The following is a 24,034-nucleotide window of genomic DNA, read 5'->3' on the forward strand; positions in this document are numbered from 1 at the left end:
GCGATCAATCCTCCACGTAGTCGTCAAGTTCCGCGAAGCGGTCAAACATGGTGTCCAGTTGTGCGTTCAGGTCGTCGATTTGCTGCTGCAAGTCGCCCAGCTTCAGGTAGTCATCCCCGGAGACCTGGGCCATCTCGGCCTTCAAGGCGGAGATCTGGTCGTCGGTCGCGTCCATCTTGGCCTGCAGCTGCTTGTGTTCGATCTGCTCGGCGTAAGTCAGCTTGGTCTTGACCTTCGGCGCCGCGGGTTCAACGGGGGTCGACGCGGCCTTCTTGGCGGTTGGCGCGGCCGCCGGCTTGCCGGCGGTCTTCAGGTAGTCGGTGAACAGCCCGACGTGGCGGTCGATCTGGCCCTGCCCCTGGAAAATCAAGAGGTGATCGGCCACCTTGTCCAGGAAGTAGCGGTCGTGCGATACCGTGATGACGGTGCCGGGGAACTGGTCGAGGTAGTCCTCAAGCACCGTCAAGGTCGCGACGTCCAAGTCGTTGGTCGGCTCGTCCAAGAGCAGCACGTTGGGCTGTTGCATCAGGATTTTGAGCAGGTACAGGCGCCGCTTCTCCCCGCCGGACAGGCGCGAGATCAGGTTGCCGTGCATGCTGCGGGGAAACAGGAACTGCTCGAGCAGCTGGGCGACGGCGATGCGCTCGCCGCTGTCGGTCACCAGCTCCTCACCGGCCTCCTGCAGGTACTCGAGCACCCGCTTGGTGCCGTCGAGTTCGACACTCAGCTGGGTGTAGTAGCCCAGTCGGACGGTTTCGCCCAGCTCGCAGACGCCCGAATCCAGCGGGAGTTTGCCGGCGATCACGTTCAGCAGGCTAGACTTGCCGGCGCCGTTGAGCCCGGTGATGCCGATGCGCTGGCCCGGCTGCACCAGCCAGTCGAAGTGTGAGAGAATCCGGTGATCGCCCAAAGTCAGGCTGGCGTCGTGCATCTCGATCACCTTTTTACCGAGCCTGGTGCTTGCGACCTTCATCGCGACGGTGCCCACACTCGCCGGGCGGCCCTGCATGTCGTCTTTGAGGTCGTTGAAGCGGTTGATTCGTGCCTGCTGCTTGGTCGACCGCGCCTGGGCGCCGGCGTGCATCCAGGCCAGCTCTTGGCGGTACAGCTGCTGTTGCTTGTGGGCCGCGGCGGTGTCCTTGACGGTTTGCTCGGCCTTTTGCTGGACGTAAGCCTCGTAGTTGCCGGTGTACTTGTAAAGCTGGCCTGAGTCGAGCTCCCAGATGCTGTTGGCGACGCGGTCTAGGAAGTAGCGATCGTGGGTCACCACCAGCAAGGCGCCCTTGTAGCGGCTGAGGTAAGACTCCAGCCAGTCGATGGAGTCAAAGTCCAGGTGGTTGGTCGGCTCGTCGAGAATCAAGAGGTCCGGCGATTCGATCAGTACCTGGGCCAGGCCGACGCGCTTTTGCTGGCCGCCGGAGAGGCTGCCGATCACCTGGTCGAGGTCCGTGACGTGCAGCTGGGTCAAAATGGTCTTGATGTCGGTGTCGGCGTTCCAGGCGTCCAGCTGGGTCATCCGGGCATCGGCCTTCGTGTAGGCCGCCTGGGTCGCCTCGTCCATGGGGTCGGCGGTGTACGCGGCCAAGGCCCGGTTGTACTGACGCAAGGCGTCAAAAACCGGCGAGCTGCCGCCGTAGACCGCGTCCATGATTTTTTTGGTGCGGTCCAGCGCCGGCACTTGGGCCAGGTAGCTGATGTGGTAGGTCTTAGGCGTCACCACGTCACCCGCGTCGAACGGGTCGACGCCGGCCAGGCCGTTGAGCAGCGTGGTCTTGCCGGTGCCGTTGACCCCGATTAGGCCGATGCGGTCGCCTTCATTAATCAAAAAATCCAAGTTGCGAAACAATTGCTTGTCGCCGTACGCCTTGCTGATGGCGTCTGCAGTCAGAGTTTGCATAGTATCCCCAATCTTCTTATTGCTTCCATCATAACATGGAATCCCCGCCGCGGCGAAAAACAGGCGGCGAGTCGCCTCACCGCCTGCTCGCTCAGCTCAAAAACAGCCGCCGCGGCTTCTTTTTGTAGGTGAAACCCTCACCCAGCGCCTCGTGAACGTCCAAAATCGTGACGAAGGCCTTGGCGTCAAGCCCCTCGATGATGCGCTTGACCGCGGCAATTTCCGTCGGGGCCACCACCGCGTAGACCACGCGCTTGGGGTCTCTGGCAAAGCCGCCCTCCGCGTTCAGGTAGGTGACGCCGCGTTCCAGCTGGTCCATGATCGCCGCGGCGATCGGCTCGGCCTGGTCCGACACGACCAAGACCCCCTTGGCCGCATACGCGCCTTCTAGCGTGAAGTCGACGATGCGCGAGAAGACGTAGCTGGCGAGCAGCGTGTACATCATCAGCTCCAGGTTCAAGTAGGTCAACGAGAGGCTGAGCACCAGCACGTCGAAGGCCAACAGTGTTTTGCCCATCGGAATGCCGGTTTGCTTCTCCAGAATCCGGGCGATCACATCCGAGCCGCCGGTGGTGCCACCGACGCGGTAGATCAACCCGGAGCCGATGCCGCCGAACAGCCCGGCCAAGACCCCGGCGATGAACAGGTCGTGGTGAATGTTCAGGCCGACCGGCAGCCGCTGCCAAAGCCACAGCCACCCCGACAGCATCCCGGTGCCGTAAATCGTGTAGGCCAAGGCGCGTTTGCCCAGGTACTTGTAGCCGATGAAAATCAGTGGAATGTTCAAGATGATGGTGGAATACGCCGGATCCAGGTGCCACCAGTAGCGAATCAACAGCGTGATGCCGGTGATGCCGCCCTCCGCCAGGTGATTTTCGATGTTCACCGTCACCAGGCCGAACGCGTACAAGGCGCAGCCCAGGCCGATCAAAACCAGATCCAACAGTATCCGTCGCGTTGTTTTAGTCATCTCGCACCTCCGAGTCTCCCCCTATCTTACCAGATTTTCAGACTGTGGTAGAATAATGTCAGACTAATGGAAAAGGTGATTGCATGCAGATCGATTTGACCCACCCCGAGTTTCAGGCCGCGATTCCCTTGATGCAGCGCATCGAGGCCGCGGGATTTGAGGCCTACTTCGTCGGCGGCGCGGTTCGCGACGCGATGCTCGGGCTGCCCCCACACGACGTGGACATCGCAAGCTCCGCCTACCCCGCGGAGATCAAGCATATTTTCCCCAAAACGGTGGATACCGGCATTCAGCACGGTACGGTGATGGTGCTGTCGCACGGCAAGGGCTACGAGGTCACAACCTTTCGCACCGAGTCTGGCTACCAGGACTTCCGCCGGCCGGATCACGTCACCTTCGTGCGGTCGCTTGAAGAGGACCTGCGCCGGCGCGATTTCACGGTCAACGCGCTGGCGGTTCGCCACGACGGCACGGTGGTCGACCTGTTCGCTGGGCTGGCCGATCTGAACGACCACGTGCTGCGAGCCGTCGGTGATCCCCACGAACGCTTCCACGAAGACGCGTTGCGCATGATGCGGGCCGTGCGGTTTCAAAGCCAGCTGGGGTTTGCCATTGAACCGGCGACGCTGACCGCGATCACCGAGAACGCACCGCTCTTGGCCCATGTCTCCGTCGAGCGCATCGCAAGCGAGTTCACCCGTCTGATGCTGGGCCTGGATCGCCGGGCCGGCCTGATCAACTTCATCAACACCGGCCTCTTCGCCCACACGCCGCTTTTGGCCGACCATCGCGCCGGCCTCGAACAACTCGCCGCCTTGCCCGCCACGCCGCTGACCGACCCGGCGGTGGCCTGGACGCTGATCGCCCACCTGCTGCAGCTGCCAGTGCGGCGCCTGTTGAAAGCCTGGAAGCAGGCCAACGCGCTGACCGACCAGGTAGCCCGGGCGGCCGCCCTGCTGGCAGTGCTGCCGAACCCGACGCCTTGGCAGCTGTACGCCGCCGGGGCCGACGCCGTACCGGTGGCCGCTGCCGCCGCGGCCCTGCTCGACCCCGACGAGGCGGCCGACGCGCTGACGCAGGCCTACGCCGCCTTGCCGATTCACGCTAAGGACGAGCTGGCCGTCACCGGCGCCGACCTGATGGCCGCCGGCTTTACCCCGGGACCCCGCCTGGGCCAGGTACTTCACGCGCTGGAGCAGGCCGTGGTGGCCGGCGAGCTCGCCAACACCGCAGAGGCGTTGATGACGGCCGCACAAAAGTAGCCGTTTGGATTTTTATGAACAAAAGTATTACAATGCACGGATGCATACAAACAGCCCTTCACGCGACCCTGTCGGTTGCGTGAAGGGCTGTTTGAGTCGCCGGCGCCTGCCGGCCGCCGCGGCGCTTGGAGTGCTTAGTCGCGGTCGGCCAGCTCGTCGAGTCGCGCCTGCATCGCGTCGTCGTCCGGCACTAGGGCCAGGTAGCGCGTCAAGGCAGCCTTGAGCTCCTGCAAGGCGCCGGTCGACTGGAAGAAGTCGATCAGCTCGCGCAAAAAGTCGGGCGAGTCCTGGAAGTTGCGGAAGGCCAACAGGAAGTTCTCCCGGGCCTTGGCGACGTTGTCGAGCCGGTCGTAGCTCTTCGCCAGGTTCCAGTAGATCTGCGGGTCGACCTCGTCGGTGGCGTCGATGGCCTCCAAAAAGTCGATGTTGGCCTGATCGTCCCCTTTGGCCAGCAGCAGGTTGCTCCACTCGAGCATCACCGTCTGGTTCTCCGGATCAAGCGCTCGGGCCCGGGTCAGGTACTGCTCGGCCAGATCCAGCGCCGACTCACGCAGCGCGAGCCGGGCCCCGGCCAGGTACAGCTCGGGGTTGGTGTCATCGACCAACAGGCCGCGTTGGACCGTATCCAGCGCCGCATCCAGCTGGTTGGCCTGCGTCTGGGCCTGGGCCAGCGGTAAGTAGGCGTTGGCGAAGCTGGCATCGGCGTCGATCACCCGCGACAGTGTGTCGATGGCACGTTGAGGCTCCTTGAGCTCCAGGTACAAGGTCCCGAGCTGAAAGGCGCTGTTGGGGTCCAAGGCGCTGGCCTCGACCTCCTCAAAGGCCGCGACCGCCTCCTCGTACTGACCGAGGTTGGCCAAGGTGGCGGCGTAGCGGGTCTGGATGCTGACACCGGCCAACTCATCCACGCCTTGGCTCAACAGCTGCGCGTAAGCGGCGCTGGCCATCGCGTCCTTGCCCCAGGCGAAGTACAGCTCCCCCAAGGCGAAGGTCACCACCGGTTCATCCGGCACCAACCGGGTGGCGGCCAAAAGCTTTTGCTCGCTGACCTCGTACAGGCCCTGGGTCTGGTACACATCGGCCAAGGCCAAAAGCGCCTGCGGGTAGTCGTCGCTGGCCGGGTCGATCTGGCTGAGCAAGCTAATCGCGCGGTCCGGTTCGCCGTTGGCTACAGCGATGTCGGCCAAAGCCGTTTTAACGTCGCCGAGGTCCGGGTACTTGCCCATCAGCTCCTCGTACAGCCGCTGGGCCTGGCCCGTGAAGCCCAGGGCGTAAAGCTCGCCGGCCAGGTTGTATTTTTGCTCGTCGTCGTCGTGTTTGAGCACCTGCTGGAACAGCTCGCGACTCTTTGCGATGTCGCCGGCCTCCAGCGCGTCTAGCATTTGTTGCGAATATGTCATCGAATCCTCCATGAGAGCGTGTGAGCCCGGCAACAAAAAAAGGCCGAGTAAAAACTCGGCCCCTTATGCCCCAGTAGGTTCAAGAGACTACTTGACAGCGTCCTTGAGTGCCTTACCTGGCTTGAATGCAGGAACTTTCGATGCTGGGATCTCGATTTCTGCACCGGTTTGCGGGTTGCGGCCCTTGCGAGCAGCGCGTTCGCGAACTTCGAAGTTACCAAAGCCGATCAGTTGAACCTTGTCGCCCTTTGCCAGAGCGTCTTGAATGGAACTGAACACTGCATCAACAGCGGCAGTTGCATCCTTCTTGGTCAAGCCAGTCGTACCAGAAACGCTTTCGATCAATTCTGCTTTGTTTGCCATGATCTTTCACCTCCGTATTTATTTAGGCCGAAGCCCAAACGACCCATTCGGGGATTCCCCAAGAATGAGGAAACAATGATAAACCCGTATCACTATTTCAATCCTAAATTTATCACACAAACCCCGCCGTATCAACCTTTTTGGCTAAAATTTAGCGTTGAATCGCAACCCATTGAAAAATTCGATTGAAAAGTTGCGACCGCGGCCAAACCCCGGCGCGACGCCTATTTGCGACTGCGGGCCAGCAGGTGAATCGGCGTCCCCTCGAAGTCGAAGGTCTTGCGTAGCTGATTGATGAGAAAACGCTCATAAGAGAAGTGCAACAGGTCCGGATCGTTCACGAAAACCACGAAGGTAGGCGGTTTTACCGCCACTTGAGTCATGTAGTAGATTCTCAAGCGCTTGCCATTTATCGTCGGCGTCGGCGTGACCGCCAAGGCGTCCATCAGCACGTCGTTGAGCACCGCGCTTTGGATGCGCCGGTTCTGGTTTTCAGAAACCGTCTCGATCATCGCCGGCAGGTTGCGGAGGCGCTGCTTGGTCTTGGCCGAGACGAACACGATCGGCGCGTAGTCCAGGTACTGGAATTCGGCGCGAATGTGGGCCTCGAACTCCTGCAGGGTGTGGTTATCCTTCTCCTTGAGCGTGTCCCACTTGTTGACCACGATGATCACGCCGCGGCCGGCCTCATGGGCGTAGCCTGCGACCTTTTTGTCCTGCTCGCGAATGCCTTCCTCGGCGTTCAGCACGACCAAGACGACATCCGAGCGGTCGATCGCGCGAAGGGCCCGCATCACGGCGTACTTCTCCGTGCTTTCGTAGACCTTGCCGCGCTTGCGGATGCCGGCGGTGTCGATCATCGTGAACTCCTGGCCGCCGTGTTCGAACTTGGTGTCGATCGCATCGCGCGTGGTGCCTTCGATGTCGGACACGATCACCCGCTCGGTGCCGAGGATCGCGTTGACCAAGCTAGACTTGCCGACGTTGGGCCGGCCGATGAACGAGAACTTGATGCTGTCGTCCTCGACGTCCGTCCCTTCGTCTGGGAACGCGGCGAACACCGCGTCCAGCGCATCACCCAGGCCGATGCCATGGGTCCCAGACAGCGGGTACGGCTCGCCGAACCCCAGCGAGTAGAAGTCGTAGATGTCGTTGCGGCGTTCCGGGTTGTCGACCTTGTTGACGGCCAGCACCACCGGCTTATCCGCGCGGTACAGGATCTGGGCGACCTTCTCGTCGGCCTCGGTGACCCCGGCCTCGACGCTGGTCAAAAACAGGATCACGTCGGCCTCATCGATGGCGACCTCGGCCTGCTGGGTAATCTGGGTCAAAAACGGCTGATCGCCCATGTCGATCCCACCGGTATCGATCAGGGCGAACTCCTTGCCCAGCCACTCCGCCTTACCGTAGATGCGGTCACGGGTGACCCCGGGGGTGTCTTCGACAATCGACACCCGTTCGCCGAGAATCCGGTTGAAGATGGTCGACTTGCCGACGTTCGGCCGGCCGACGATGGCTAATGTTGGCAGTACCATTGCGTCACTTCCTTTCATGCGTGCAGGGCCCGTTGAGCGAGCCAAGGCTTGCGTCTCCCACTGCACGCAGCGATCGGGAACGCGTTTTGAAAAAACGCCAAGACACAACAACGAGGGCGTGACCGCCGTCACGCCCCCGCCAGAGGTCAAAGCTTAGTCTTTGTTGTTGAAGTCCTTGAGGGCGTCACCAAGCAAGTCGCTCATGGAGAAGCCGGAATCATCCTGCTGGTATTCAGCCGGGATTGCGGTGTGTTCTTCACGACGGTTGTTGCGACGAGGACGATCGCCATTGCCGCGGTTGTTGTTACCACGGCTAGGACGCTCTTCGCTCATGCCTTCCGGACGCTCCTGCAGGGCCTTGATCGACAGAGCCAGACGGTGCTGCTCTGGGTCGACGGACAGGACCTTGACGTCAACAGATTGGCCTTCCTTGAGCACTTCGTTCGGCGTACCGATGTGTTCGTGGGAAATCTGGGAGATGTGAACCAGGCCTTCAACGCCAGGGAACACTTCAACGAACGCACCGAAGGACGTCAGACGACGCACGGTCCCGGTGAGAACGGCGCCTTCTGGGGCACGGTCTTCGATGTCATCCCAAGGCTGTGGCAGGGTTGCCTTGATGGACAGGGAGATGCGATCGCGATCCGGGTCAACGGCAAGGACTTTGACCTTGACGTCTTGGCCGACCTTGAGCACGTCGCTTGGCTTGTCAACGTGGTCAAAGGCGATTTCGGACACGTGAACCAGACCGTCAACGCCGCCAAGGTCAACGAAGGCACCGAAGTTGGTCAGACGGGCAACCTTGCCCTCGACCACATCACCAGGCTGAATCTTCGCGAAGATTTCCTGACGAGCTTCCTTCTTGTTGGCTTCAACAATGGCACGGTGGGAAAGAATCAGACGGTTGTCGTTAGGCTCAACTTCAACAATCTTGAATTCCAGCGTCTGGCCCTTGTACTGGGACAGGTCTTCGACGAAGTGGTCGGCCACCATGGAGGCTGGCACGAAGCCACGCACCCCGGCGCTGACAACAAGGCCGCCCTTAACGACGGAGGAAACTGGCGCGGTGATGGTCTCGCCGGCTTCCTGCTTGGCCTGGATGTCCTTCCAGATCTTCTGTGCTTCAAGGCGCTTCTTGGAAAGCAGGTACTGCCCGTTCTCCTTGTCCTTGCCGATCGTGGAAATCACGACCAGGTCAATCTCGTCGCCGACTTTAGCAACTGCCCGAATGTCATCGACTGGCTGAGCAGATAATTCTTTCAGAGGAACGACACCTTCAACCCCGGTGCCCTCGATCCCAACGATCAGTTGCTTGTCCTCAACGGCTAATACTTCACCTTTTACGGTGTCCCCAATGTGGACGGTTTCGACCTCTTTCAAGGCGTCCGCCATCGTTTGGGCGTTCTCGTTTGCTGCAGTGTTTTCACTCATGCCAAAAAATCCTCCTATACGACTGTCATACAAAGTCTATTGTACCTAACACAGCCGGAAATTACCAACTTTATTTGCGTTGCTCGCGACGTTTTTCTGCGGCGAGTTTCAGAATCTCCGCCACCTCTTCGTCGATGGTCATCGCGCTGGAGTCGATTCGCACCGCGTCTTCGGCCTCGCGCAACGGACTGATGGCCCGAGTGGAGTCCTTGCGGTCGCGCTCTTGAATCTCGTGTTCCAGCACGTCAAGCGGCGTGTCGATGCCTTTTTCAACGTTTTCCTTGTGGCGGCGCTTGGCGCGTTCCGCCACGCTGGCTACCATGAAAATCTTGAGCTCGGCGCGTGGTAGCACCGTGGTCCCGATGTCGCGGCCATCCATCACGATGTCTTCGGACTCGGCAATGGCACGCTGCCGCGCCACCATTTCGGTGCGAACCTGCGGCAGCGCCGACACCTGGCTGACATTGTTGGTCGTGATCGGCTCGCGAATCGCCAGCGTCACGTCCTCACCGTCCATGAAAACCAGCTGACCGTCCGGCGTCGGCTTGAAGGTGATGGTCAGATCCTTGAGGTGGGCCATGATCGCGGCCTCGTCGCCGTAATCAAGCCCCAGGCGCGTGGCCATCACCGTGGCCGTGCGGTACATCGCGCCGGTGTCGCAGTAGATGAAGCCCAGCTTTGAGGCGACCAGCTTGGCGATGGTGCTTTTCCCGGAACCCGCAGGCCCGTCGATTGCAATTTGCATCTCACAATTCTCCCTTTCGTGCTTGGCACAAAAATTGAGCCGTTCCCGGCTCAACGTTTGCTCACTTAACTTTGACCGATTGACCTGGGACCAGCGTTCCCTGGCCGTTGAGGGCGTAGAACTCGGCCAGCGTCATGCCGTGGTTCTTGGCAATCCGGTAAGGGTTGTCCCCCGCCTGCACCGTGTAGCTCCCGGAAGCGGTGGTTGAACTCGAGCTGGCCGCACTGCTAGAACTGGTGCTGGCCGCCGAGCTGGAGCTTGTGGCGACGCTGCTGGCGCTTTGGCTTGAGCTTGCGGCAACGCTGCTGCTCGAACTGGCCGGCTCGCTGCTGCTGGAACTTGCCGGCTTGCTGCTTTCGCTTTTGCTCGAGCTGGCCTTTTTCTTGGTCTTCTGCTTGCTTGACGTGGTCGCCTTTGACGTGCTTTCCACGGTGATGTGCATCGAGTCGTTGCCCGAGCCCGATGAATTCTGTGAAATCGCGGAAATCGTGATCGGCACGATCACGAAGGCGGCGATCAAGATCCAAACCACGTAGGTCAATACCGTGGTGCCGTGGTGCTTTTGGCGCGTGGCGACACGCGACAGGTTGCCGTCGTCGTCGCGGTCGTCTTCGAACTTCTTAGCCCACGGTTTGGTTGGGTCGTTAGATTGTGGGTCTTCTTGTTTTTTGGGCATAACGATCCTCCTTACTCAGCTTTCACCATTGTAACATAGAAGGCCCCGGTGACTAAGGCTTGATTCTAAAGATATTGGCAAATATTTCCCGCCAAGCACTCGGTTGGGGTCGCGGCGAAGCGCTCGGCGCCACCTGCTGCAACACCGCTGGCGTCACGGGGCCGCAGCACAGGGCGTGATGGGCCACGGCCGGGGCGTCAAAATGCGCGACCAGCGCCGCACGGTGACAGTCGGTGGTGGTCAAAAACGCGGCCATCGCCGCACTCGCCTCACCCCGCTCGGTCAGCCGCGCCGCCAAGCGCTGCGTCACCGCCGCCTCGCTGAAGCCGGCCTTGATGTAGGCCAGAATCAGGCTGACCTGCGGATCGTCGAAGTCCTGATAGGCGTCCGGGTGCTTGAAGACAGTGTGAATCACCCCAGCTTCCGGCAGACTGCCGGCGAACTGGGCGGCCCGGGCCAGATCCCCCGGCGCCACCAGCACGACGCTGACCGCCAGGCCCCCGTCGCGGCCGGCGCGACCGATGCCTTGCGAGTATGCCTCAAGCGACTCCGGCACATGCGTGTACACCACCAGCCGCACGTCATTCTTATCGATACCCATGCCAAAGGCGCTGGTGGCGCAGATTACGCGCAGGCGATCGCCCATGAATTGGTGTTGAATCAAGTCCCGCTGCTCCGGGTTAAGCCCCGCGTGGTAGTAAGCAGCCTTCACCCCGGCCGCCACCAAGGCGGCGCTTGTCGCCTCAGCCTGGGCCTTGCTGTCAAAATACACAATGGTCGGCCCGGCAACGGCCGCCACCAGCGCCAGCAGCCGCCGGCGCTTGGCATCGGAGTTGGCCACCTGCTCGACACCCAAAAAAACGTTAGGCCGATCGACTGACGCGACAGCCAAGACTGGGTCGCGCAGCCCAAGCCCCTGCACGATGTCTTGCTGAACGCGCCGCGGCGCCGTTGCGGTCAGCGCCATGGTGCTGGCCGGGCGAATCCGCGCGATTGCCCCACCGAGCTTAAGATAGGCCGGGCGAAAATCCGGCCCCCACGCCGAGATGCAGTGGGCCTCATCGACCACGAACAGCGCAACGCCAAGCGCCGCCACCTTCGTCAGCACCGCCGGCTTCAACAGCGTCTCCGGCGCCATGAACACCACGTGGTACGCCTCCAAGTGAGCCAACACCCAGGCGTGGTCTTGAGGGCTCAACCGACTGGACAGCGCGACCACGCGCTTGTCACCGGCGGCCTGCAGCCGCGCCACCTGATCGGCCATCAGGGCCAACAGCGGCGACACCACCACGACCAGCCCCGGGTTCAGCCGGCTGGGTAGCTGGTAGCACAGCGTCTTACCGCTGCCGGTCGGGAGCACCCCCAGCACGTCGCGATGCGCCAGGGCCGCCTCAACCACCGCCTGTTGGCCGGGGCGAAAGTCCGAATAGCCGAAGTTCTGTTGAAGGACGTCTCGCAACTCAGGCATGCGGCCACCTCCCTTGGAGTTGCAGAATCTGAAACATGCGAACGTGGAAGAAGTCGGCCCCGGCCACCGCCGCCAAAAGCCGGCGGTAATCTTGCTCGTGCGGCTGGGCCAAGGCGTCAAAGGCCGCGGCAAGCGCCGGTTCAAAGAGGCTTGACGGCGGCCGCCAGCCCAGAATGGTCGCGCCCAGCAGGTGCTCGTTGACCGTGCTTTCGCGCAGCCGCAGCCGCGCCTGGATCTCGGGCCGTGCCACCCCGGCGGCGGCCAGGTCGCAGGCCGCCTGGTTGCTGGCGCTCAGCAGGCTGTGCGACCCGCCCCAAAGCGCCTGAAGCGCCGGCCACTCGGCGTGAGCCGCAATCGCAGCCGCCAGCTGGCCGAGGGCCTCGCACCACTCGAGGCTCGCCTGAAGCCCGACCGCGGTGGCACCGCCGACGAATCCGTGGCCGATCAGGTGGCTGGCCAGCCGGTCGGCGGTCGCCTGAGGCAGCGCGGCGAAGGCCGCGGTCAGCTCGCCAATCACGCCGGACCAGTCGCCGTGTCTGTCCTGAAACCAGCGCCGCACCGCCTGCTGTGTTGCCCAGTCATCGGCCGCCGGGCGGTAGCGCCGATTGCCAAAACGGGCCTCAGACACCGCCTGCACCGCCAGCACCAGCCGCCGTCCGAAGCCTTCAAGGTCCCAGTCGGCGCGGTAATGCGCCGGCAGCGGCAACTCACGCTGGGCCGCCTGCTGCACTGCCGGTTGCGCCAGCACCAGCCCCGAATCGGTCTTTTGCAAGGCGCCTTGGGCCACCAGCCGCGCGACCGCGGCTTGAAAATCGGTCCGGGCCAGCGTAGGGTAGAGCTGAAGCCACTGCAGCTGGTCGTGCTGCAGCGCCGCAAACAGCACCGAGATGGTTTTCTTCCCAATTAGCAGCAGGTAAACCGCGGTCGGCCGCCGCGGCGTGGCCGAAAAGAACTGAATGATGAGCGCGTCTAGCATGGCGACCTCCCGAGAAAGTGAGACTTCAAGATGACATTATACTACGGAAAAGTGGATCAAAGCGCATGCATCGCCTGCGGCCGCTGCCAGCTGCTGGCCCCACGCCTGTTTAGCTACGACGCGGAAGGCATCGCCAGCCTGATTCCGGACCACAACGCCGGCACCCACGCGCTGAACGCCAGTGAGCAAATCGCCTTCAAGCTAGCCTACCGCGGCTGCCCGACCGGCGCCATCAAGCGAGCCAACACGCCTTGGCCGCACGACTGAACATTTCGCCCAAATGACGCAAAAACGCCGCGCAAGTCTTGCGCGGCGTTATTCATGTCTGCGGTTTAGGACAGGTGCGGCGTCTGACTGGCGCGGCGTTGCTTTTCAAGCCATGGCATCAGCGCCTTGGCCAAGGCGAAGAAGACGGCCGAGACCACCACGCCCTTGATCAGGTTGAACGGCACCACGCCGATCAGCACGTACTTGAGCGTCGACATCCCCAGGCTGAAGTTCATCACCGCCAGGTACATCGGCATAATCACCAGCCAGTTCAGGACGCTCATGATCAGAGTCAGGCTCAAGGTGCCGGCAACCAGGCCCCCGATCTGACGGCCGAGCGAGTTCTTGTTTTTCATCATCGCGACCACCGGCCACATGAAGCCGACGCTGGCAATGAAGGAAGCGCCATCGCCGACCAAGTTGATCACCCCGCCACCGGTCAGAACATAGTGCAGCAGGCTGCGAACAAAGGCGGTCATCACGCCGCCGACCGGCCCGTAGAGCAGGCCACCCAGCAGCACGGTCAGATCCGACAAGTCGAGCTTGAGGAATGGAAAGGCCGGCAGAATCGGGAACTCCAGAAACATCTGAAGCACAAACCCAACCGCGGCCAACAACGCAACGCCAACTAACCGGTGCAACTTGGAACTGGACATGAGAATTCCTCCAATGGTTGCTTCAGAGGAGCAAAAAGACCCACTACCCCCGGGGATAATGAGTCTTCTCTTGAATTTCAGCATTCAAAATAAGCCCCATCTTCTTTATCTAGACTATACTATCGGTTCCGGAATCACACCGGATCGGCCGCGTTGCCGCGGGTCGTGGACTTTCACCACCGGTCGGGAATTGCACCCTGCCCCTGAAGACGAACCAGTTATTTAATTACGTACTAATTGTAACCAAACCGTTCGGCCGTGTCAACTACTTTCTGCGAGCGGTTTCACGCTTGCGCTTCGCCTGGGCCCAGCCCTCGCGGCTCACCGGTTTCTTGCGCCGGGCCGGCGCCTCGGGACTTGCGGCAGCGGCCATGTCGCGCAACGCCGTCAGCTCCGCCTGGCGCAGCGGCCGGTGCTCACCGGAGACCAGCCCTTCGAGGTTCAAGGGGCCGTACTCGGTGCGGGACAGCTTCATCACCGGAAAGCCCAGCGTCTGAAACATCTTCTTGACCTGGTGGTTGATGCCTTGGTGGATGGTCAGGGACACAATCGCGGTCTGCTTGTCCTTGTCGCTTGACATGATGTTGAAGCGAGCCGGGGCCAGCTTCTTGTGTTCGACCACCAGCCCGTCGCGCAGCGGCATCAGCTGGGCCCGGGTGGGAATGCCTTGGACCTTGGCGACGTACTTCTTGTCGACCTTGAAGCTCGGGTGCATCAGCATGTTGGCGAACTCGCCGTCGTTGGTCATGATGAGCAGGCCCGAGGTATCGTAGTCCAACCGCCCCACCGGGTAGACGTGCTCACGCACATCGGCGAAGTAGTCGGTGACCACCGCGCGTTTTTTGTCGTCAGTCACGGCGGTGATCACGCCGCGGGGCTTGTAGAACAGGAAGTAGCGCTTCTTCTCCTTGTTCAGCGGCACCCCGTCGACTTGAATCTCGTCTTTGGCCGTGACCTTCACGCCCATGGTGGTGACCACCTCACCGTTGACCATCACGTGACCCGTGGCGATCAGTTCCTCGGCGTGGCGCCGGGATGCCACCCCGGCGTTGGCAATCACTTTTTGCAGTCGTTCAGCATTCAGTTCAGTCATCCGTTTCTCCTTTGTCAGTTGCCGGCAGCACCGCGTCAAAATCGGCGAACAGGTCCACCTCCTGCGGCGCCTGGGCCGCCTCAAGCGCCGGCAGGTCGTCAAGCGTGGTCAGCCCGAAGTAATCGAGGAAAAAAGGCGTGGTGGCGTAAAGAATCGGCCGCCCCGGCGCCTCCTTGCGCCCCGCCTCCTGAATCAGCCGCCGCGCCGCCAGCGTGGTCAGCGCCCCGCTGCTTTGGACCCCGCGGACCTCATCGATGTCGATGCGGGTAATCGGCTGCTGGTAGGCGATAATCGCCAGCACCTCAAGCGCCGCCTGCGACAGCCCCTGCGCCGGCGGTCCGGCGAAGTAGGCGTGCAGCAGGTCGCCGAACGCCGGCTTAGTCAGCAGGAAGAAGCGGTCGTCGGCCTGCTGCAGCATCAAGCCGCGGTTAGGGTCGTCCTCTAGGCTTTGGGACAGGTTGGCAAGCTGCTGCCGGGCCGCGGCCGGGCTGATGTTCAACAGCTGGGCGAACTGGTCCAAGGCGACGCCGGCCGAACCGGCGGTGTACAAAATGGCTTCAAGCGCCGGTTGCATCAGGCGGCCTCCTTCAGGGTGACAATGATTGGAGCGAACGGCTCGGCCTGCTCGCAGACAATCTGCGCGTTTTTCATCAGTTCCAAAATGGCCATGAAGGTCGTCACCACCCCTTCGACCGTCCGCTTTTGCAGCAGCCGCTCAAAGCGGCAGGTGTGCCACTTGGCGAGGTCTTGCATCACCTCGCCGAGCCGCGCGGTGACGGACACCGGTTCGGCCTCGATGTGGGCGATGGTCTGAGCCGTCGCCAGCTGCCGGGCCACCACCGCGGCCATCGCCTGGGTGAGATCGCGCAGCTTGACCGCCCCGGGGGCCATCGGCACCTGAAAATCGGCGTCAGGCAGCGTTTCGGCCTTGGCGTAAGACTTCGCCCGGGCGCGTTCCAGCGCCTTGAAGCCGGCGGCGGCCTCTTGGTAAACCTGGTAGGTCAACAGCTGCGACACCAGATCCGCGCGGGGGTCGACGTAATCATCGGCCAGCTCGTCTTGCGCCTCCGGTTGCGGCAGCAGCATCTGGCTTTTGAGCGCCATCAGGCTTGCGGCCATCACGAAATAATCGCCGGCCACATCAAGCCTGAGCTCCTGCATGTGGCGCAGGTAGTCCAGGTACTGGCTGGTGATGGCGGCGATTGGAATATCGTAAATGTCGACCTCGTTGGTGCGAATCAGGTGCCACAAAAGATCCAGTGGCCCGGAAAAATCATCTAAGACCAGTGTCAGCGGCATGGCCGGCCTCTTTTCTCTGCTGATTGAACCCGGCGACCAAAGGCGCGTTTTCAAGCGTCCCCATCAGCCGGCGCTCCGGGTACAAGGCGGCCAGGTCGCCCAGCACCGCGTACTGCGTCGCCGTATCCCGCACGGCCGGTGACAGCGACAGGTGGCGGACCAAGGCGAAGTCGTCACCGAGCTCGACCCCGACCACGCCTTCAAAGTCCGCTCCGGCCGCCTCGCGGTAGAGGTACAGTACATGCGCGTTGTCCTCGGTGTAAAGCTTAAGCTCCGTCTTGAGGTGACCCATGTCCTTCAGATCCGGCTCAAAGGACAGGAAGCCCATCGCAATTTTGGAATAATCATTCTTGTATTTCGTCAGCATTGTACCCTCCACACGATGTCTACCGTCGCCCATTGAACCAAGCGTCTTTCTTGGATAAGATACCACAGGCGCCGGCCCCGGGCAAATTCGCTGTCCCGATTAAACCACGCCACATCAACCCCGCGGGTGAGTCTCGTGGTACACCGCGACGATTTTGTGGTTGCTGAGGTGGGTGTAAATCTGCGTGGTGCTGATGTCACTGTGGCCCAAAAGCTCCTGGACCACGCGCAGATCCGCGCCGTTCTCCAGCAGGTGCGTGGCAAAGCTGTGGCGCAGCGTGTGTGGCGTCACGTTCTTCTTGATGCCAAGCGCCGCGATGTAGGCCTTGAGGTTCTTCCAGATACCTTGGCGCGTCAGCGGCCGGCCGTGGAAGTTCACGAACACCGTTGCCGGCCGGGTCTTGGCCGTCAGGTTCGGCCTGGCGTCTTGCAGGTAACGCTGTACCCAGCCGGCGGCCTGGGTGCTGATCGGCACAATGCGCTCCTTGTCGCCCTTCCCGGTCACCTGAATCAGATTCATGCTCAGGTGCAGCTGGTCCAGCCGCAGGTTGACCACCTCGGACACCCGCAGCCCGGTGGCGTACATCAGCTCAAAAATCGCGCGGTCACGCAGCCCCAAAGGCTTGCCCAGGTCGGGGGCGGCCATCAGCCGGTCGATTTCGGTGTTCGACAGCGTCGCCGGCAGGTGCTGGGCCGGCTTGGGCGAGTCGATCAAAACCATCGGGTCGGCCGCCACCACCGCTTCCTTGAGCAGATAGCGGTAAAAGCGCCGCATGGCCGAAATCATGCGACTCAACGAGCTCGGCGCCTTTTGCGCGTTTTGGTCCCCTAAGAAGGCCTGAATCACCGTCAGCTCGCTGGGAAACGCGTCCAGCTGGGCGCTTTGCTCAAGCCACGCCTGAAACTCCCGCAGGTCCTGGCGGTAGCTGACCTGCGTCGTCTTGGCCAGGCCGCGCTCGACGTCGAGGTAATGAATGAAATCCGCAATCAGCTCGTCCAAGGTAACCTCCTACAACAGTTCGGTGACACCGTCGTGCTGGCGAATTTTCTTGGCCTTCATCAGGTGGCCCAACGCGCGTTTGAACGCGGCCTTGCTGATGCCGAACTCCTGCTTGATCGCCTCGGGATCGCTTTTGTCCGTGAACGGCATCCGGTGGTCCTGGCTGTGCTCTAAGACCGCCAGCACCATGCCGGCATCGTCGTCGATCGCCTCAAAGGCGCGAGGCTTGAGCGACAGGTTCAGCTCGCCGTCCTTCACGCCGATCACCCGGGCATGCACGACCTCGCCCAGCCGCGGCTCCACGTCGCGTTCCGCCGGGTGAATGAAGCCCAAGTAAAAATCATCGGTCAGCACATGGGTACCGGCCATCTTGAGGCGGTACACCGTGGCGGTGACATCTTGGTTCATCAGCTCCGGCTTGGCGCGGTTGGCCACCGCGCGGATGATCGACTCATCCGCCAGGCTCCCCCACAACCGGTGCTTCTTGTCGATCATCAGCTGCACCATCAGGCGGTCACCACGGTTGGGCCACAGCCGAGTCAACTCCGGCAGCTGGTCCAGGGACACGACAATGTCCTTGTCCGGCAGCCCGATGTTGACGAAGACGCCGAGGTCGCGCCGCACCTCAACCACCGTGCCGAAGGCGTAGTGGTCGTGCCCGACCTTGGGCAGCTTGGTGGTCAGTCGGGCGGCGCCGTGCGTGTTCTCGTAGGCAAAACCGGACACCGTGGTACCGACTGCCGGCAGTTCCTCGAACTCGGTGCGATCGATTGCCATGGTCACCCCGTCGTACTGGGCGAAGACCTGTGTGTCATTGCTGTCCGTCACCGTGGCGGTGACGATTTGCCCGTTAAAGTTCATGTTTGCTCCTTTTGTGCCATGCACATTGCTTCTATATATGATGTGTCACTTGCCCGGAATCAGGTTGAACACCGTCAAAATCACGTAGGTCATGCCGCTGGCAATCACCGGCCCCGCCGCGATGCCGCGCAACAGCACCACGCCCAGAATCGTGCCGAACACCAGGGCGACGGTCATCTCCGGGCTTTGCGCCAGCAGGCCGACCCCCTTGGCCGACAGCACCGCGACCAGCACCCCCATCGCGATGGCGATCCAGCCGGCCGGGCTTTTCATTACCCGCATCAGCTCCTTGACCCCGATGTCACCGGTGGCGATCGGCACCATGATGGCCGCGGAAATCACCGTGACCCCCCAGTTGATGCCTTGAGCCTGCAGCAGCTTCAAGAACGGATGAAAGGCCGGGACCAGCTTCAGCACCAGTACAAAGCCAACCCCGATCAAAAGGGCCTGATTCTTCGCCAGCGCCGCGATGGCGAGCACCGCCAGTAGAAACAACCAACTCTCCATGTTCGACCTCCGTGTTTAGTCTTGTAACAGTGTAGCGGAGTTAACATAAAAAAGCAACCGCCGGTCGCACGACACCACAAAAGCGGCCACCTTCTGGTGACCGCTGCGCCTAGCTCACACCGGCAACGCCGGCTTGCCAAAGAAGTATCCCTGAAAGTACGCGACGCCGAGCTGCTGGCCGTACTGAACATCCGCGGCGGTTTCGACCCCTTCCAGCACGAAGGTGATTGCGGCCTTTTGCGCCACCGCGGCCCAAAACGCAACCCGTTCGCGGATGCGCGGCAGCGACTCCTGCCGCCTGAGGTTTTGCATCGCGAACTTCACCCCGTCGATGTACGGCAGAATGCGCTGCACCAGCTCATAGCTGTTATCGGAACCGACATCGTCGATGAACACCCGGATGCCAGCGTTGCGGTAACGCGCCGTCACGCGCCGGATGGTGTTGAGATCCGGCACCGTGGTGATCTCAACAATCAGCTCACCCGGGCCGTACGGCGCAGTGGCGAACCCAGCCAAGGCGTCGGCCGTCGCGGGGTCCGAGAACTGACCCAACGTCAGGTTGAGGGTGACCCGCGGCACAGCGGTGTGCCTCAAGGCTGTCGCAATCAAGGCAATCTGCTGTTCGACGCTGATGTCGAAACGCTTGGGCAGCTGCCACCGCGCCGCCGTCTGGTCGTACTCCCGCAGCAGGAGCTCCGCCCCCCATGCCGTGGCCTCCGCGGTCGCCGCGGCCTGAATGCCCTGGGCGAAAAAGGCGAGCCGCGGCGCCTGGCCGGGCGTCGCCACCCCGTCGCCGAACATCCGGTCGCGGCCGTGATTTTTGCTCAGCCGCAGGAAGTCATCCGCTCGCTTGAGGACTGCATTGATGCTGTCGTCGTGGCTGTCTGCCACCGCCACCCCGGCCGACAACGTCAGCGGGGCCGGCGAGGCAACCAGCGCAAGCGGCAGCTCCCGCACAGCGGTCAGACAGCGTCCGACTAACGCCACGGTCTCTTGCGGGGTGGCGTCCAAAAGGGCCAGCGTGAACTCATCGCCGCCGGAGCGGAAGAAGTACCCCTTGGGGGTGGTGGCCATCAGCCCGTTCAGCACATCGGCGAACTTAACCAAGGCGACGTTGCCGCTCAAAAAGCCGACACTGCGGCTGTAATCCCCGAACCGGTCAACGTCAAGCGCCACCACGGTCAGGCTCACCGCCTGCGCCTGGGCGCGAACCAACAGCCGCGCCAGGCTGGCTTGATCGCGGGAGAACGCGGCGTCGCCGGTCAGCCGCTCGTAGGCCGCGACCCGCTGCAGGTCGGCGGTGCGGGCGTCGGTGGCCAGCATCAGCCGGTTGGCCTCACAGATGACCAAAGACAACAGCGCATAGGCCAGCAGCTCGCGCCCCCACCACCAGCCGTCCCAGCTGCGCGGTTGGGTCAGGTAAATCGTGCCGATGCCCCAGACACCAACCGCGAGAATTGCCAGGTGATCCAAAAGCCGCGAGTCGTGGAGCCGCTGGCGCTGCCAGTAGCACCCGACCAAAAGTGCCAGCCAAACCAAATAAGCCCCGATCACCCAGCCGGACAGCGGTGTGGCAAAGCGCCAGACATACATACCCGCGGCGACGACCTGCACCCCAAACGTCACAAGGTCGCCAACCTGCACCACGATCACATACAGGCAAACCAACATCAGGTTCAAAAAGGCCCAGTGGTAGCCGAACACCGACATCGCCGGATCGATCTGAAACTGCAGCCCCTGAATCACGTAAAGCACGGCCAGGAAGCTCAGGCTGATCGCGCGAACCAACCCGCGCCGGTGCGACACGATGAACGGTGAAATCGCACGGTCGTTGACCCAGTATATCAAAGACGTGATGCCGACGGCGAGAAAAACGCTTAACAAGAAAGTGATGCCAAAAGACAATGCGATCATGGTGCCTGACACGAATCCGACCTCCGCGAATTGGATTAAAGTGAGAAATGGCTCATTGCTTCGCCACCTTAACCCAATTATTATAGCAGAGCCGCACCGCTGCGCAACGGGATTTTCCTCGATTGGCCTGACCAATTCGCATTGACCCCTCAACCAGCGATGCCAAAAACGCGGTTGCCAAGGTCACGCCTTAGCAACCGCGGATTCTCAGGGCATCAGTACTTGCCGTCATCGCTGAAGAGAAAATAGATCAGCATGCCCACGCCGAGCACAGCGCAGCCTGCCCCAATCATCGGCACCACCCGTCCGAACTGGGTCGTGGTCATGATGATGGCACCGCCGACAAAAAGAAATCCCCCTGCCAGTAAGTTTTTCATGTTCGACCTCCCACTCATTAGCTCAATCATATCAGCTCCAAGGCCGCGGGGTCAACGACGCCGGCAAAGCAAAAAAAAACACCCGCTCTGCCGAAGCAAAGCGGGTGATGCAATCAAGCTTAAAGCGCGTTGGTCGCACCCTTGTAGATGATCCCACGACGGGAGTCCACGGTGATAACCTGGCCATCGGTGATGGCATCCAGGGCACCCTTGGCACCGACCACCACAGGAATCCCCATGGCGATGCCGACAACCGCGGCGTGGCTGGTCAAGCCACCGTTTTCAACGACCAGCGCTGCGGCCTTTTCAATGGCCGGCAGGTAGTCCTTGTCGGTGGTCTTCACAACCAGGATGTCACCCTTTTGGGTCTTGGCGATGGCTTCCTGCGCGTTGGTGGCGATAACCGCCTTACCGACGGTGGAGTCGTCACCGACACCGGAGCCTTCGACCAGCTTGGAGCCGATCAATTGCACCTTCATGACGTTGGTCGTGCCGGTTTCACCGACCGGGACGCCGGCGGTGATCAGAATCAGGTCGCCTTCTTCGGCGAAGCCCAACTCCTGCGCCTTCTTGGTCGCAAGGTCGAACATGTCATCGGTAGATTGCGGTGCTTCGGCGATGATTGGGTAAACGCCCCAGTTAATCATCAGACCGCGCTGGGTCTTTTCGTCGAAGGTGATCGCCAAGATGTCAGCCTTTGGCCGGTACTTGGAAATCATGCGAGCCGTGAAGCCGGACTTGGTCGCAGCCACGATGGTCTTGACGCCCAGGTTGCGGGCCGTATGCGCAACAGCCTGACCGACGGATTCGGTGATGTTGGCGTTGGAGTATGCCTTCAGCGCGAAGGCATCCTGATCCTGCATCGCCTTTTCGGTGTACTCGTCGATCCGCGCCATTGCAGCGACGGATTCAACTGGGTACTCGCCGTTAGCGGATTCGCCGGACAGCATCGTCGCGTCGGTGCCATCGAAGACGGCGTTGGCCACGTCGTTCACTTCGGCACGGGTCGGGCGTGGGTTCTCCTGCATGGAGTCCAGCATCTGAGTGGCCGTGATAACCGGCTTGCCCAGCGCGTTGCACTTCTTGATCAGCGCTTTTTGCACCAGCGGCACGTGTTCGAACGGAATCTCGACACCCATGTCGCCACGGGCCACCATCAGGCCATCGGAGACCTTGATGATGTCGTCGAAGTTATCGATACCTTCCTGGGATTCGATCTTCGGGAAGATTTGGACGTTCAGGGCATCCTTTTCTTCGAGCAGTTCACGAATATCCAAGACGTCTTGCGGCTTACGAACGAAGGAAGCGGCGATGAAGTTGATGCCGTTGTCCAGGCCGAAGCGAATGTCATCGGCATCCTTTTCGGTGATCCCTGGCAGGTTGATGGCAACGCCTGGTGCGTTGACCCCTTTGCGGGAGCCCAGAACGCCATCGTTTTGAACGGTGGTGACCAGTTCGCGGTGTGCTTCATCCTTTTCGGTGATCAAAACATCGATCAGACCGTCGTCAAACAGAACGTGACCGCCGACATGCGTGTCGTCGTACAGACCCGGGTAGGTCACCGCAATCTTCTCGGGCGTGCCTTCAAGGCTGGCGTCCATGGAGATACGAACCACGTCACCGGTGTGCATTTCGAACTTGCCGTTAGGCGTTGCCTGAACCGTGGTGCGGATTTCCGCACCCTTGGTGTCAAGCATGATACCAACTGTCTTGCCGGTGATCTTTTCGGCCTCGTGAACCATGCCCATGCGCTCAAGGTGCTCGGCGTGGTCACCGTGGGAGAAGTTGAACCGGAAAACGTTAGCCCCCGCTTCGATCAGCTTTACGATAATGTCCGTGGTGTTACTTGCAGGTCCAAGCGTGCTAACGATCTTGGTCTTTTTCATGTATGAAATCGCTCCTTTGACAATTTTTTAAAACCGACTTTAACGTCAGAATTAACAGATTAGTAGGACAGGTCTTCCGCTAACTTGTAGAGGGAAACCTCTGTCTCGTGCTTCGAGTTGAACAGGTCGGTCATCGCGTGGTTGACCAACTGGTTGTTTTGGATGCCGATGGCCAGACCACCCTTGCCCTGCATCAGCAGTTCAACGGCGTAGGCCCCCATCTTGGAAGCCAAGACGCGGTCCTTGGCCGTCGGGCTACCGCCGCGCTGGACGTGGCCCAGCACCGTGGCCCGGGTTTGAAAATCGCCGTATTGGTTGAGCTTGGCGGCGAATTCGTCGGCGTGCATCACGCCTTCGGCCAGCACGATGATCGCGTGCTTTTGGCCGCGTTCGCGGCTGGACTTCAGCTTGGCGGCCACGGCCTCGATGTCGAAGTCGTGTTCCGGAATGATGACATCGGCGGCACCACCGGCAACGCCGGCCCACAGCGCAATGTCACCAGCGCCGCGACCCATGACCTCAACCACGAAGGTGCGCTCGTGGGAGGCGGCGGTGTCGGACAGCTTGTCGATGGCGTCAAGCGCAGTGTTGACCGCGGTGTCGAAGCCAATCGTGAAGTCGGTGTAAGGAATGTCGTTGTCGATCGTGCCAGGCAGGCCGATCGCATTGTAACCATGCTCGGTCAGGCGCAGTGCCCCATGGTAGGAGCCGTCGCCACCGATGACAACCAGCGCATCGATGCCGAACTTGTTCAGCTGTTCGATGCCTTTGAGCTGGGTCTCTTCCTGCGCGAATTCAGGGTAACGCGCGGAGAAAAGCATCGTGCCACCACGGGAAATCATGTCGCTGACCGTTGCGGCTTCCATCTTGAAGATGTCGCCGGCAACCAGCCCTGCGAAACCGTAATTGATCCCGTAGACTTCGAGGCCTTCAGTAATTGCCTTGCGTGCAACGGCACGAACTGCGGCGTTCATGCCTGGTGCGTCGCCGCCACTGGTCATAATCCCAATGCGTTTCATCATTTCACCTCATGCGTTTTCTTTTAAGGACCATAACGGCCCCCAAATACTCGTTAAGCATATCAC

General features: G+C 61.3%; 24 protein-coding genes and 1 riboswitch. Of the genes, 2 read left to right on the forward strand and 22 right to left on the reverse strand.

Annotation, left to right across the window (positions count from 1 at the left end):
- Positions 1 to 4 precede the first annotated feature (4 nt).
- On the reverse strand, positions 5 to 1,897 hold the full coding sequence (locus ACYVRZ_RS01115; RefSeq protein ID WP_461224060.1) for an ABC-F family ATP-binding cassette domain-containing protein: 1,893 nt from the start codon (positions 1,895 to 1,897) through the stop codon (positions 5 to 7).
- A gap of 91 nt (positions 1,898 to 1,988) precedes the next feature.
- A complete protein-coding gene (locus ACYVRZ_RS01120; protein WP_461224062.1) occupies positions 1,989 to 2,867 on the reverse strand; it encodes a YitT family protein in 879 nt (292 codons plus the stop codon).
- Between the two features lie 83 nt (positions 2,868 to 2,950).
- Between ACYVRZ_RS01120 and ACYVRZ_RS01125 the strand changes: the two genes are divergently transcribed.
- Positions 2,951 to 4,129, forward strand: coding sequence for a CCA tRNA nucleotidyltransferase (locus ACYVRZ_RS01125; protein WP_461224064.1), 1,179 nt, complete (start codon positions 2,951 to 2,953; stop codon positions 4,127 to 4,129).
- A gap of 134 nt (positions 4,130 to 4,263) precedes the next feature.
- On the opposite strand, the gene ACYVRZ_RS01130 is transcribed toward ACYVRZ_RS01125, so the two are convergent.
- From ACYVRZ_RS01130 to ACYVRZ_RS01165, 8 genes are all read right to left on the reverse strand, one after another.
- Positions 4,264 to 5,529, reverse strand: coding sequence for a tetratricopeptide repeat protein (locus tag ACYVRZ_RS01130; RefSeq protein ID WP_461224066.1), 1,266 nt, complete (start codon positions 5,527 to 5,529; stop codon positions 4,264 to 4,266).
- Between the two features lie 87 nt (positions 5,530 to 5,616).
- Positions 5,617 to 5,892: an HU family DNA-binding protein gene (locus ACYVRZ_RS01135; RefSeq protein ID WP_225047286.1), complete on the reverse strand. Its 276-nt coding sequence runs from the start codon at positions 5,890 to 5,892 to the stop codon at positions 5,617 to 5,619.
- Positions 5,893 to 6,116: 224 nt separating this feature from the next.
- Positions 6,117 to 7,427, reverse strand: a complete 1,311-nt coding sequence (der, locus tag ACYVRZ_RS01140) for a ribosome biogenesis GTPase Der (protein WP_262314577.1) — start codon at positions 7,425 to 7,427, stop codon at positions 6,117 to 6,119.
- Positions 7,428 to 7,580: 153 nt separating this feature from the next.
- Entirely contained in the window at positions 7,581 to 8,858 is a 1,278-nt protein-coding gene (gene rpsA, locus ACYVRZ_RS01145; RefSeq protein WP_461224068.1) for a 30S ribosomal protein S1, read from the reverse strand.
- Positions 8,859 to 8,928: 70 nt separating this feature from the next.
- Complete coding sequence (gene cmk, locus ACYVRZ_RS01150) at positions 8,929 to 9,603, reverse strand: (d)CMP kinase (protein WP_461224070.1); 675 nt, start codon at positions 9,601 to 9,603, stop codon at positions 8,929 to 8,931.
- A 61-nt stretch (positions 9,604 to 9,664) separates the two neighbouring features.
- On the reverse strand, positions 9,665 to 10,279 hold the full coding sequence (locus tag ACYVRZ_RS01155; protein WP_461224072.1) for a LysM peptidoglycan-binding domain-containing protein: 615 nt from the start codon (positions 10,277 to 10,279) through the stop codon (positions 9,665 to 9,667).
- A 52-nt stretch (positions 10,280 to 10,331) separates the two neighbouring features.
- Positions 10,332 to 11,747 carry a RecQ family ATP-dependent DNA helicase gene (locus tag ACYVRZ_RS01160; protein WP_461224074.1) on the reverse strand — a complete coding sequence of 472 codons (1,416 nt, stop codon included), beginning with the start codon at positions 11,745 to 11,747 and terminating at the stop codon, positions 10,332 to 10,334.
- The gene (locus ACYVRZ_RS01165; RefSeq protein WP_461224076.1) at positions 11,740 to 12,723 is read right to left on the reverse strand and encodes a YpbB family protein; all 984 of its coding nucleotides are present in this window, start codon (positions 12,721 to 12,723) and stop codon (positions 11,740 to 11,742) included. Before ACYVRZ_RS01165 ends, ACYVRZ_RS01160 begins: the two co-directional genes overlap by 8 nt.
- Positions 12,724 to 12,753: 30 nt before the next feature.
- On the opposite strand from ACYVRZ_RS01165, the gene ACYVRZ_RS01170 reads away from it, so the two are divergent.
- The gene (locus ACYVRZ_RS01170) at positions 12,754 to 12,990 is read left to right on the forward strand and encodes a ferredoxin (RefSeq protein WP_461224078.1); all 237 of its coding nucleotides are present in this window, start codon (positions 12,754 to 12,756) and stop codon (positions 12,988 to 12,990) included.
- A gap of 65 nt (positions 12,991 to 13,055) precedes the next feature.
- Here ACYVRZ_RS01170 and ACYVRZ_RS01175 read toward each other — a convergent pair whose 3' ends face one another.
- The 12 genes from ACYVRZ_RS01175 to pfkA all read right to left on the reverse strand — a co-directional run bounded on the left by ACYVRZ_RS01175 (position 13,056) and on the right by pfkA (position 23,968).
- Complete coding sequence (locus tag ACYVRZ_RS01175; RefSeq protein ID WP_461224080.1) at positions 13,056 to 13,646, reverse strand: ECF transporter S component; 591 nt, start codon at positions 13,644 to 13,646, stop codon at positions 13,056 to 13,058.
- Between the two features lie 94 nt (positions 13,647 to 13,740).
- Positions 13,741 to 13,861, reverse strand: a riboswitch (FMN riboswitch).
- 50 nt (positions 13,862 to 13,911) lie between these two features.
- Positions 13,912 to 14,739, reverse strand: coding sequence for a pseudouridine synthase (locus ACYVRZ_RS01180; protein ID WP_461224082.1), 828 nt, complete (start codon positions 14,737 to 14,739; stop codon positions 13,912 to 13,914).
- On the reverse strand, positions 14,732 to 15,313 hold the full coding sequence (gene scpB / locus ACYVRZ_RS01185) for an SMC-Scp complex subunit ScpB (RefSeq protein ID WP_461224084.1): 582 nt from the start codon (positions 15,311 to 15,313) through the stop codon (positions 14,732 to 14,734). The genes ACYVRZ_RS01180 and scpB overlap by 8 nt, the downstream gene beginning before the upstream one ends.
- Positions 15,313 to 16,038, reverse strand: a complete 726-nt coding sequence (locus ACYVRZ_RS01190) for a segregation and condensation protein A (RefSeq protein WP_461224086.1) — start codon at positions 16,036 to 16,038, stop codon at positions 15,313 to 15,315. Before ACYVRZ_RS01190 ends, scpB begins: the two co-directional genes overlap by 1 nt.
- Positions 16,013 to 16,405, reverse strand: coding sequence for an N-acetyltransferase (locus ACYVRZ_RS01195; RefSeq protein WP_461224088.1), 393 nt, complete (start codon positions 16,403 to 16,405; stop codon positions 16,013 to 16,015). Before ACYVRZ_RS01195 ends, ACYVRZ_RS01190 begins: the two co-directional genes overlap by 26 nt.
- Before the next feature lie 114 nt (positions 16,406 to 16,519).
- Positions 16,520 to 17,404, reverse strand: coding sequence for a site-specific tyrosine recombinase XerD (gene xerD / locus ACYVRZ_RS01200; protein ID WP_461224090.1), 885 nt, complete (start codon positions 17,402 to 17,404; stop codon positions 16,520 to 16,522).
- Positions 17,405 to 17,413: 9 nt separating this feature from the next.
- Positions 17,414 to 18,265, reverse strand: a complete 852-nt coding sequence (locus tag ACYVRZ_RS01205) for a CvfB family protein (RefSeq protein WP_461224092.1) — start codon at positions 18,263 to 18,265, stop codon at positions 17,414 to 17,416.
- Between the two features lie 45 nt (positions 18,266 to 18,310).
- Positions 18,311 to 18,772 carry a DUF441 domain-containing protein gene (locus ACYVRZ_RS01210; RefSeq protein WP_262314564.1) on the reverse strand — a complete coding sequence of 154 codons (462 nt, stop codon included), beginning with the start codon at positions 18,770 to 18,772 and terminating at the stop codon, positions 18,311 to 18,313.
- A 114-nt stretch (positions 18,773 to 18,886) separates the two neighbouring features.
- On the reverse strand, positions 18,887 to 20,698 hold the full coding sequence (locus tag ACYVRZ_RS01215) for an EAL domain-containing protein (protein WP_461224094.1): 1,812 nt from the start codon (positions 20,696 to 20,698) through the stop codon (positions 18,887 to 18,889).
- Positions 20,699 to 20,901: 203 nt separating this feature from the next.
- Positions 20,902 to 21,063 carry a hypothetical protein gene (locus ACYVRZ_RS01220; protein WP_461224096.1) on the reverse strand — a complete coding sequence of 54 codons (162 nt, stop codon included), beginning with the start codon at positions 21,061 to 21,063 and terminating at the stop codon, positions 20,902 to 20,904.
- Positions 21,064 to 21,182: 119 nt separating this feature from the next.
- The gene (pyk, locus tag ACYVRZ_RS01225; protein ID WP_461224098.1) at positions 21,183 to 22,949 is read right to left on the reverse strand and encodes a pyruvate kinase; all 1,767 of its coding nucleotides are present in this window, start codon (positions 22,947 to 22,949) and stop codon (positions 21,183 to 21,185) included.
- Positions 22,950 to 23,008: 59 nt separating this feature from the next.
- The gene (pfkA, locus tag ACYVRZ_RS01230) at positions 23,009 to 23,968 is read right to left on the reverse strand and encodes a 6-phosphofructokinase (protein WP_461224534.1); all 960 of its coding nucleotides are present in this window, start codon (positions 23,966 to 23,968) and stop codon (positions 23,009 to 23,011) included.
- Positions 23,969 to 24,034 lie beyond the last annotated feature (66 nt).

The sequence above is a fragment of the Lacticaseibacillus suihuaensis genome, assembly GCF_054785075.1.

Bases quoted from the DNA above. Each gene is read 5' to 3' on its own strand.
- rpsA (WP_461224068.1), bottom strand. From the start codon at position 8,858: ATGAGTGAAAACACTGCAGCAAACGAGAACGCCCAAACGATGGCGGAC.
- cmk (WP_461224070.1), bottom strand. From the start codon at position 9,603: ATGCAAATTGCAATCGACGGGCCTGCGGGTTCCGGGAAAAGCACCATC.
- pyk (WP_461224098.1), bottom strand. From the start codon at position 22,949: ATGAAAAAGACCAAGATCGTTAGCACGCTTGGACCTGCAAGTAACACC.
- ACYVRZ_RS01165 (WP_461224076.1), bottom strand. From the start codon at position 12,723: ATGCTAGACGCGCTCATCATTCAGTTCTTTTCGGCCACGCCGCGGCGG.
- pfkA (WP_461224534.1), bottom strand. From the start codon at position 23,968: ATGAAACGCATTGGGATTATGACCAGTGGCGGCGACGCACCAGGCATG.
- ACYVRZ_RS01210 (WP_262314564.1), bottom strand. From the start codon at position 18,772: ATGGAGAGTTGGTTGTTTCTACTGGCGGTGCTCGCCATCGCGGCGCTG.
- ACYVRZ_RS01120 (WP_461224062.1), bottom strand. From the start codon at position 2,867: ATGACTAAAACAACGCGACGGATACTGTTGGATCTGGTTTTGATCGGC.
- ACYVRZ_RS01180 (WP_461224082.1), bottom strand. From the start codon at position 14,739: ATGACTGAACTGAATGCTGAACGACTGCAAAAAGTGATTGCCAACGCC.
- ACYVRZ_RS01205 (WP_461224092.1), bottom strand. From the start codon at position 18,265: ATGAACTTTAACGGGCAAATCGTCACCGCCACGGTGACGGACAGCAAT.
- der (WP_262314577.1), bottom strand. From the start codon at position 7,427: ATGGTACTGCCAACATTAGCCATCGTCGGCCGGCCGAACGTCGGCAAG.
- ACYVRZ_RS01155 (WP_461224072.1), bottom strand. From the start codon at position 10,279: ATGCCCAAAAAACAAGAAGACCCACAATCTAACGACCCAACCAAACCG.
- scpB (WP_461224084.1), bottom strand. From the start codon at position 15,313: ATGCAACCGGCGCTTGAAGCCATTTTGTACACCGCCGGTTCGGCCGGC.
- ACYVRZ_RS01170 (WP_461224078.1), top strand. From the start codon at position 12,754: ATGACATTATACTACGGAAAAGTGGATCAAAGCGCATGCATCGCCTGC.
- ACYVRZ_RS01160 (WP_461224074.1), bottom strand. From the start codon at position 11,747: ATGCCTGAGTTGCGAGACGTCCTTCAACAGAACTTCGGCTATTCGGAC.
- ACYVRZ_RS01220 (WP_461224096.1), bottom strand. From the start codon at position 21,063: ATGAAAAACTTACTGGCAGGGGGATTTCTTTTTGTCGGCGGTGCCATC.
- ACYVRZ_RS01115 (WP_461224060.1), bottom strand. From the start codon at position 1,897: ATGCAAACTCTGACTGCAGACGCCATCAGCAAGGCGTACGGCGACAAG.
- ACYVRZ_RS01135 (WP_225047286.1), bottom strand. From the start codon at position 5,892: ATGGCAAACAAAGCAGAATTGATCGAAAGCGTTTCTGGTACGACTGGC.
- ACYVRZ_RS01195 (WP_461224088.1), bottom strand. From the start codon at position 16,405: ATGCTGACGAAATACAAGAATGATTATTCCAAAATTGCGATGGGCTTC.
- ACYVRZ_RS01125 (WP_461224064.1), top strand. From the start codon at position 2,951: ATGCAGATCGATTTGACCCACCCCGAGTTTCAGGCCGCGATTCCCTTG.
- ACYVRZ_RS01190 (WP_461224086.1), bottom strand. From the start codon at position 16,038: ATGCCGCTGACACTGGTCTTAGATGATTTTTCCGGGCCACTGGATCTT.
- ACYVRZ_RS01175 (WP_461224080.1), bottom strand. From the start codon at position 13,646: ATGTCCAGTTCCAAGTTGCACCGGTTAGTTGGCGTTGCGTTGTTGGCC.
- ACYVRZ_RS01130 (WP_461224066.1), bottom strand. From the start codon at position 5,529: ATGACATATTCGCAACAAATGCTAGACGCGCTGGAGGCCGGCGACATC.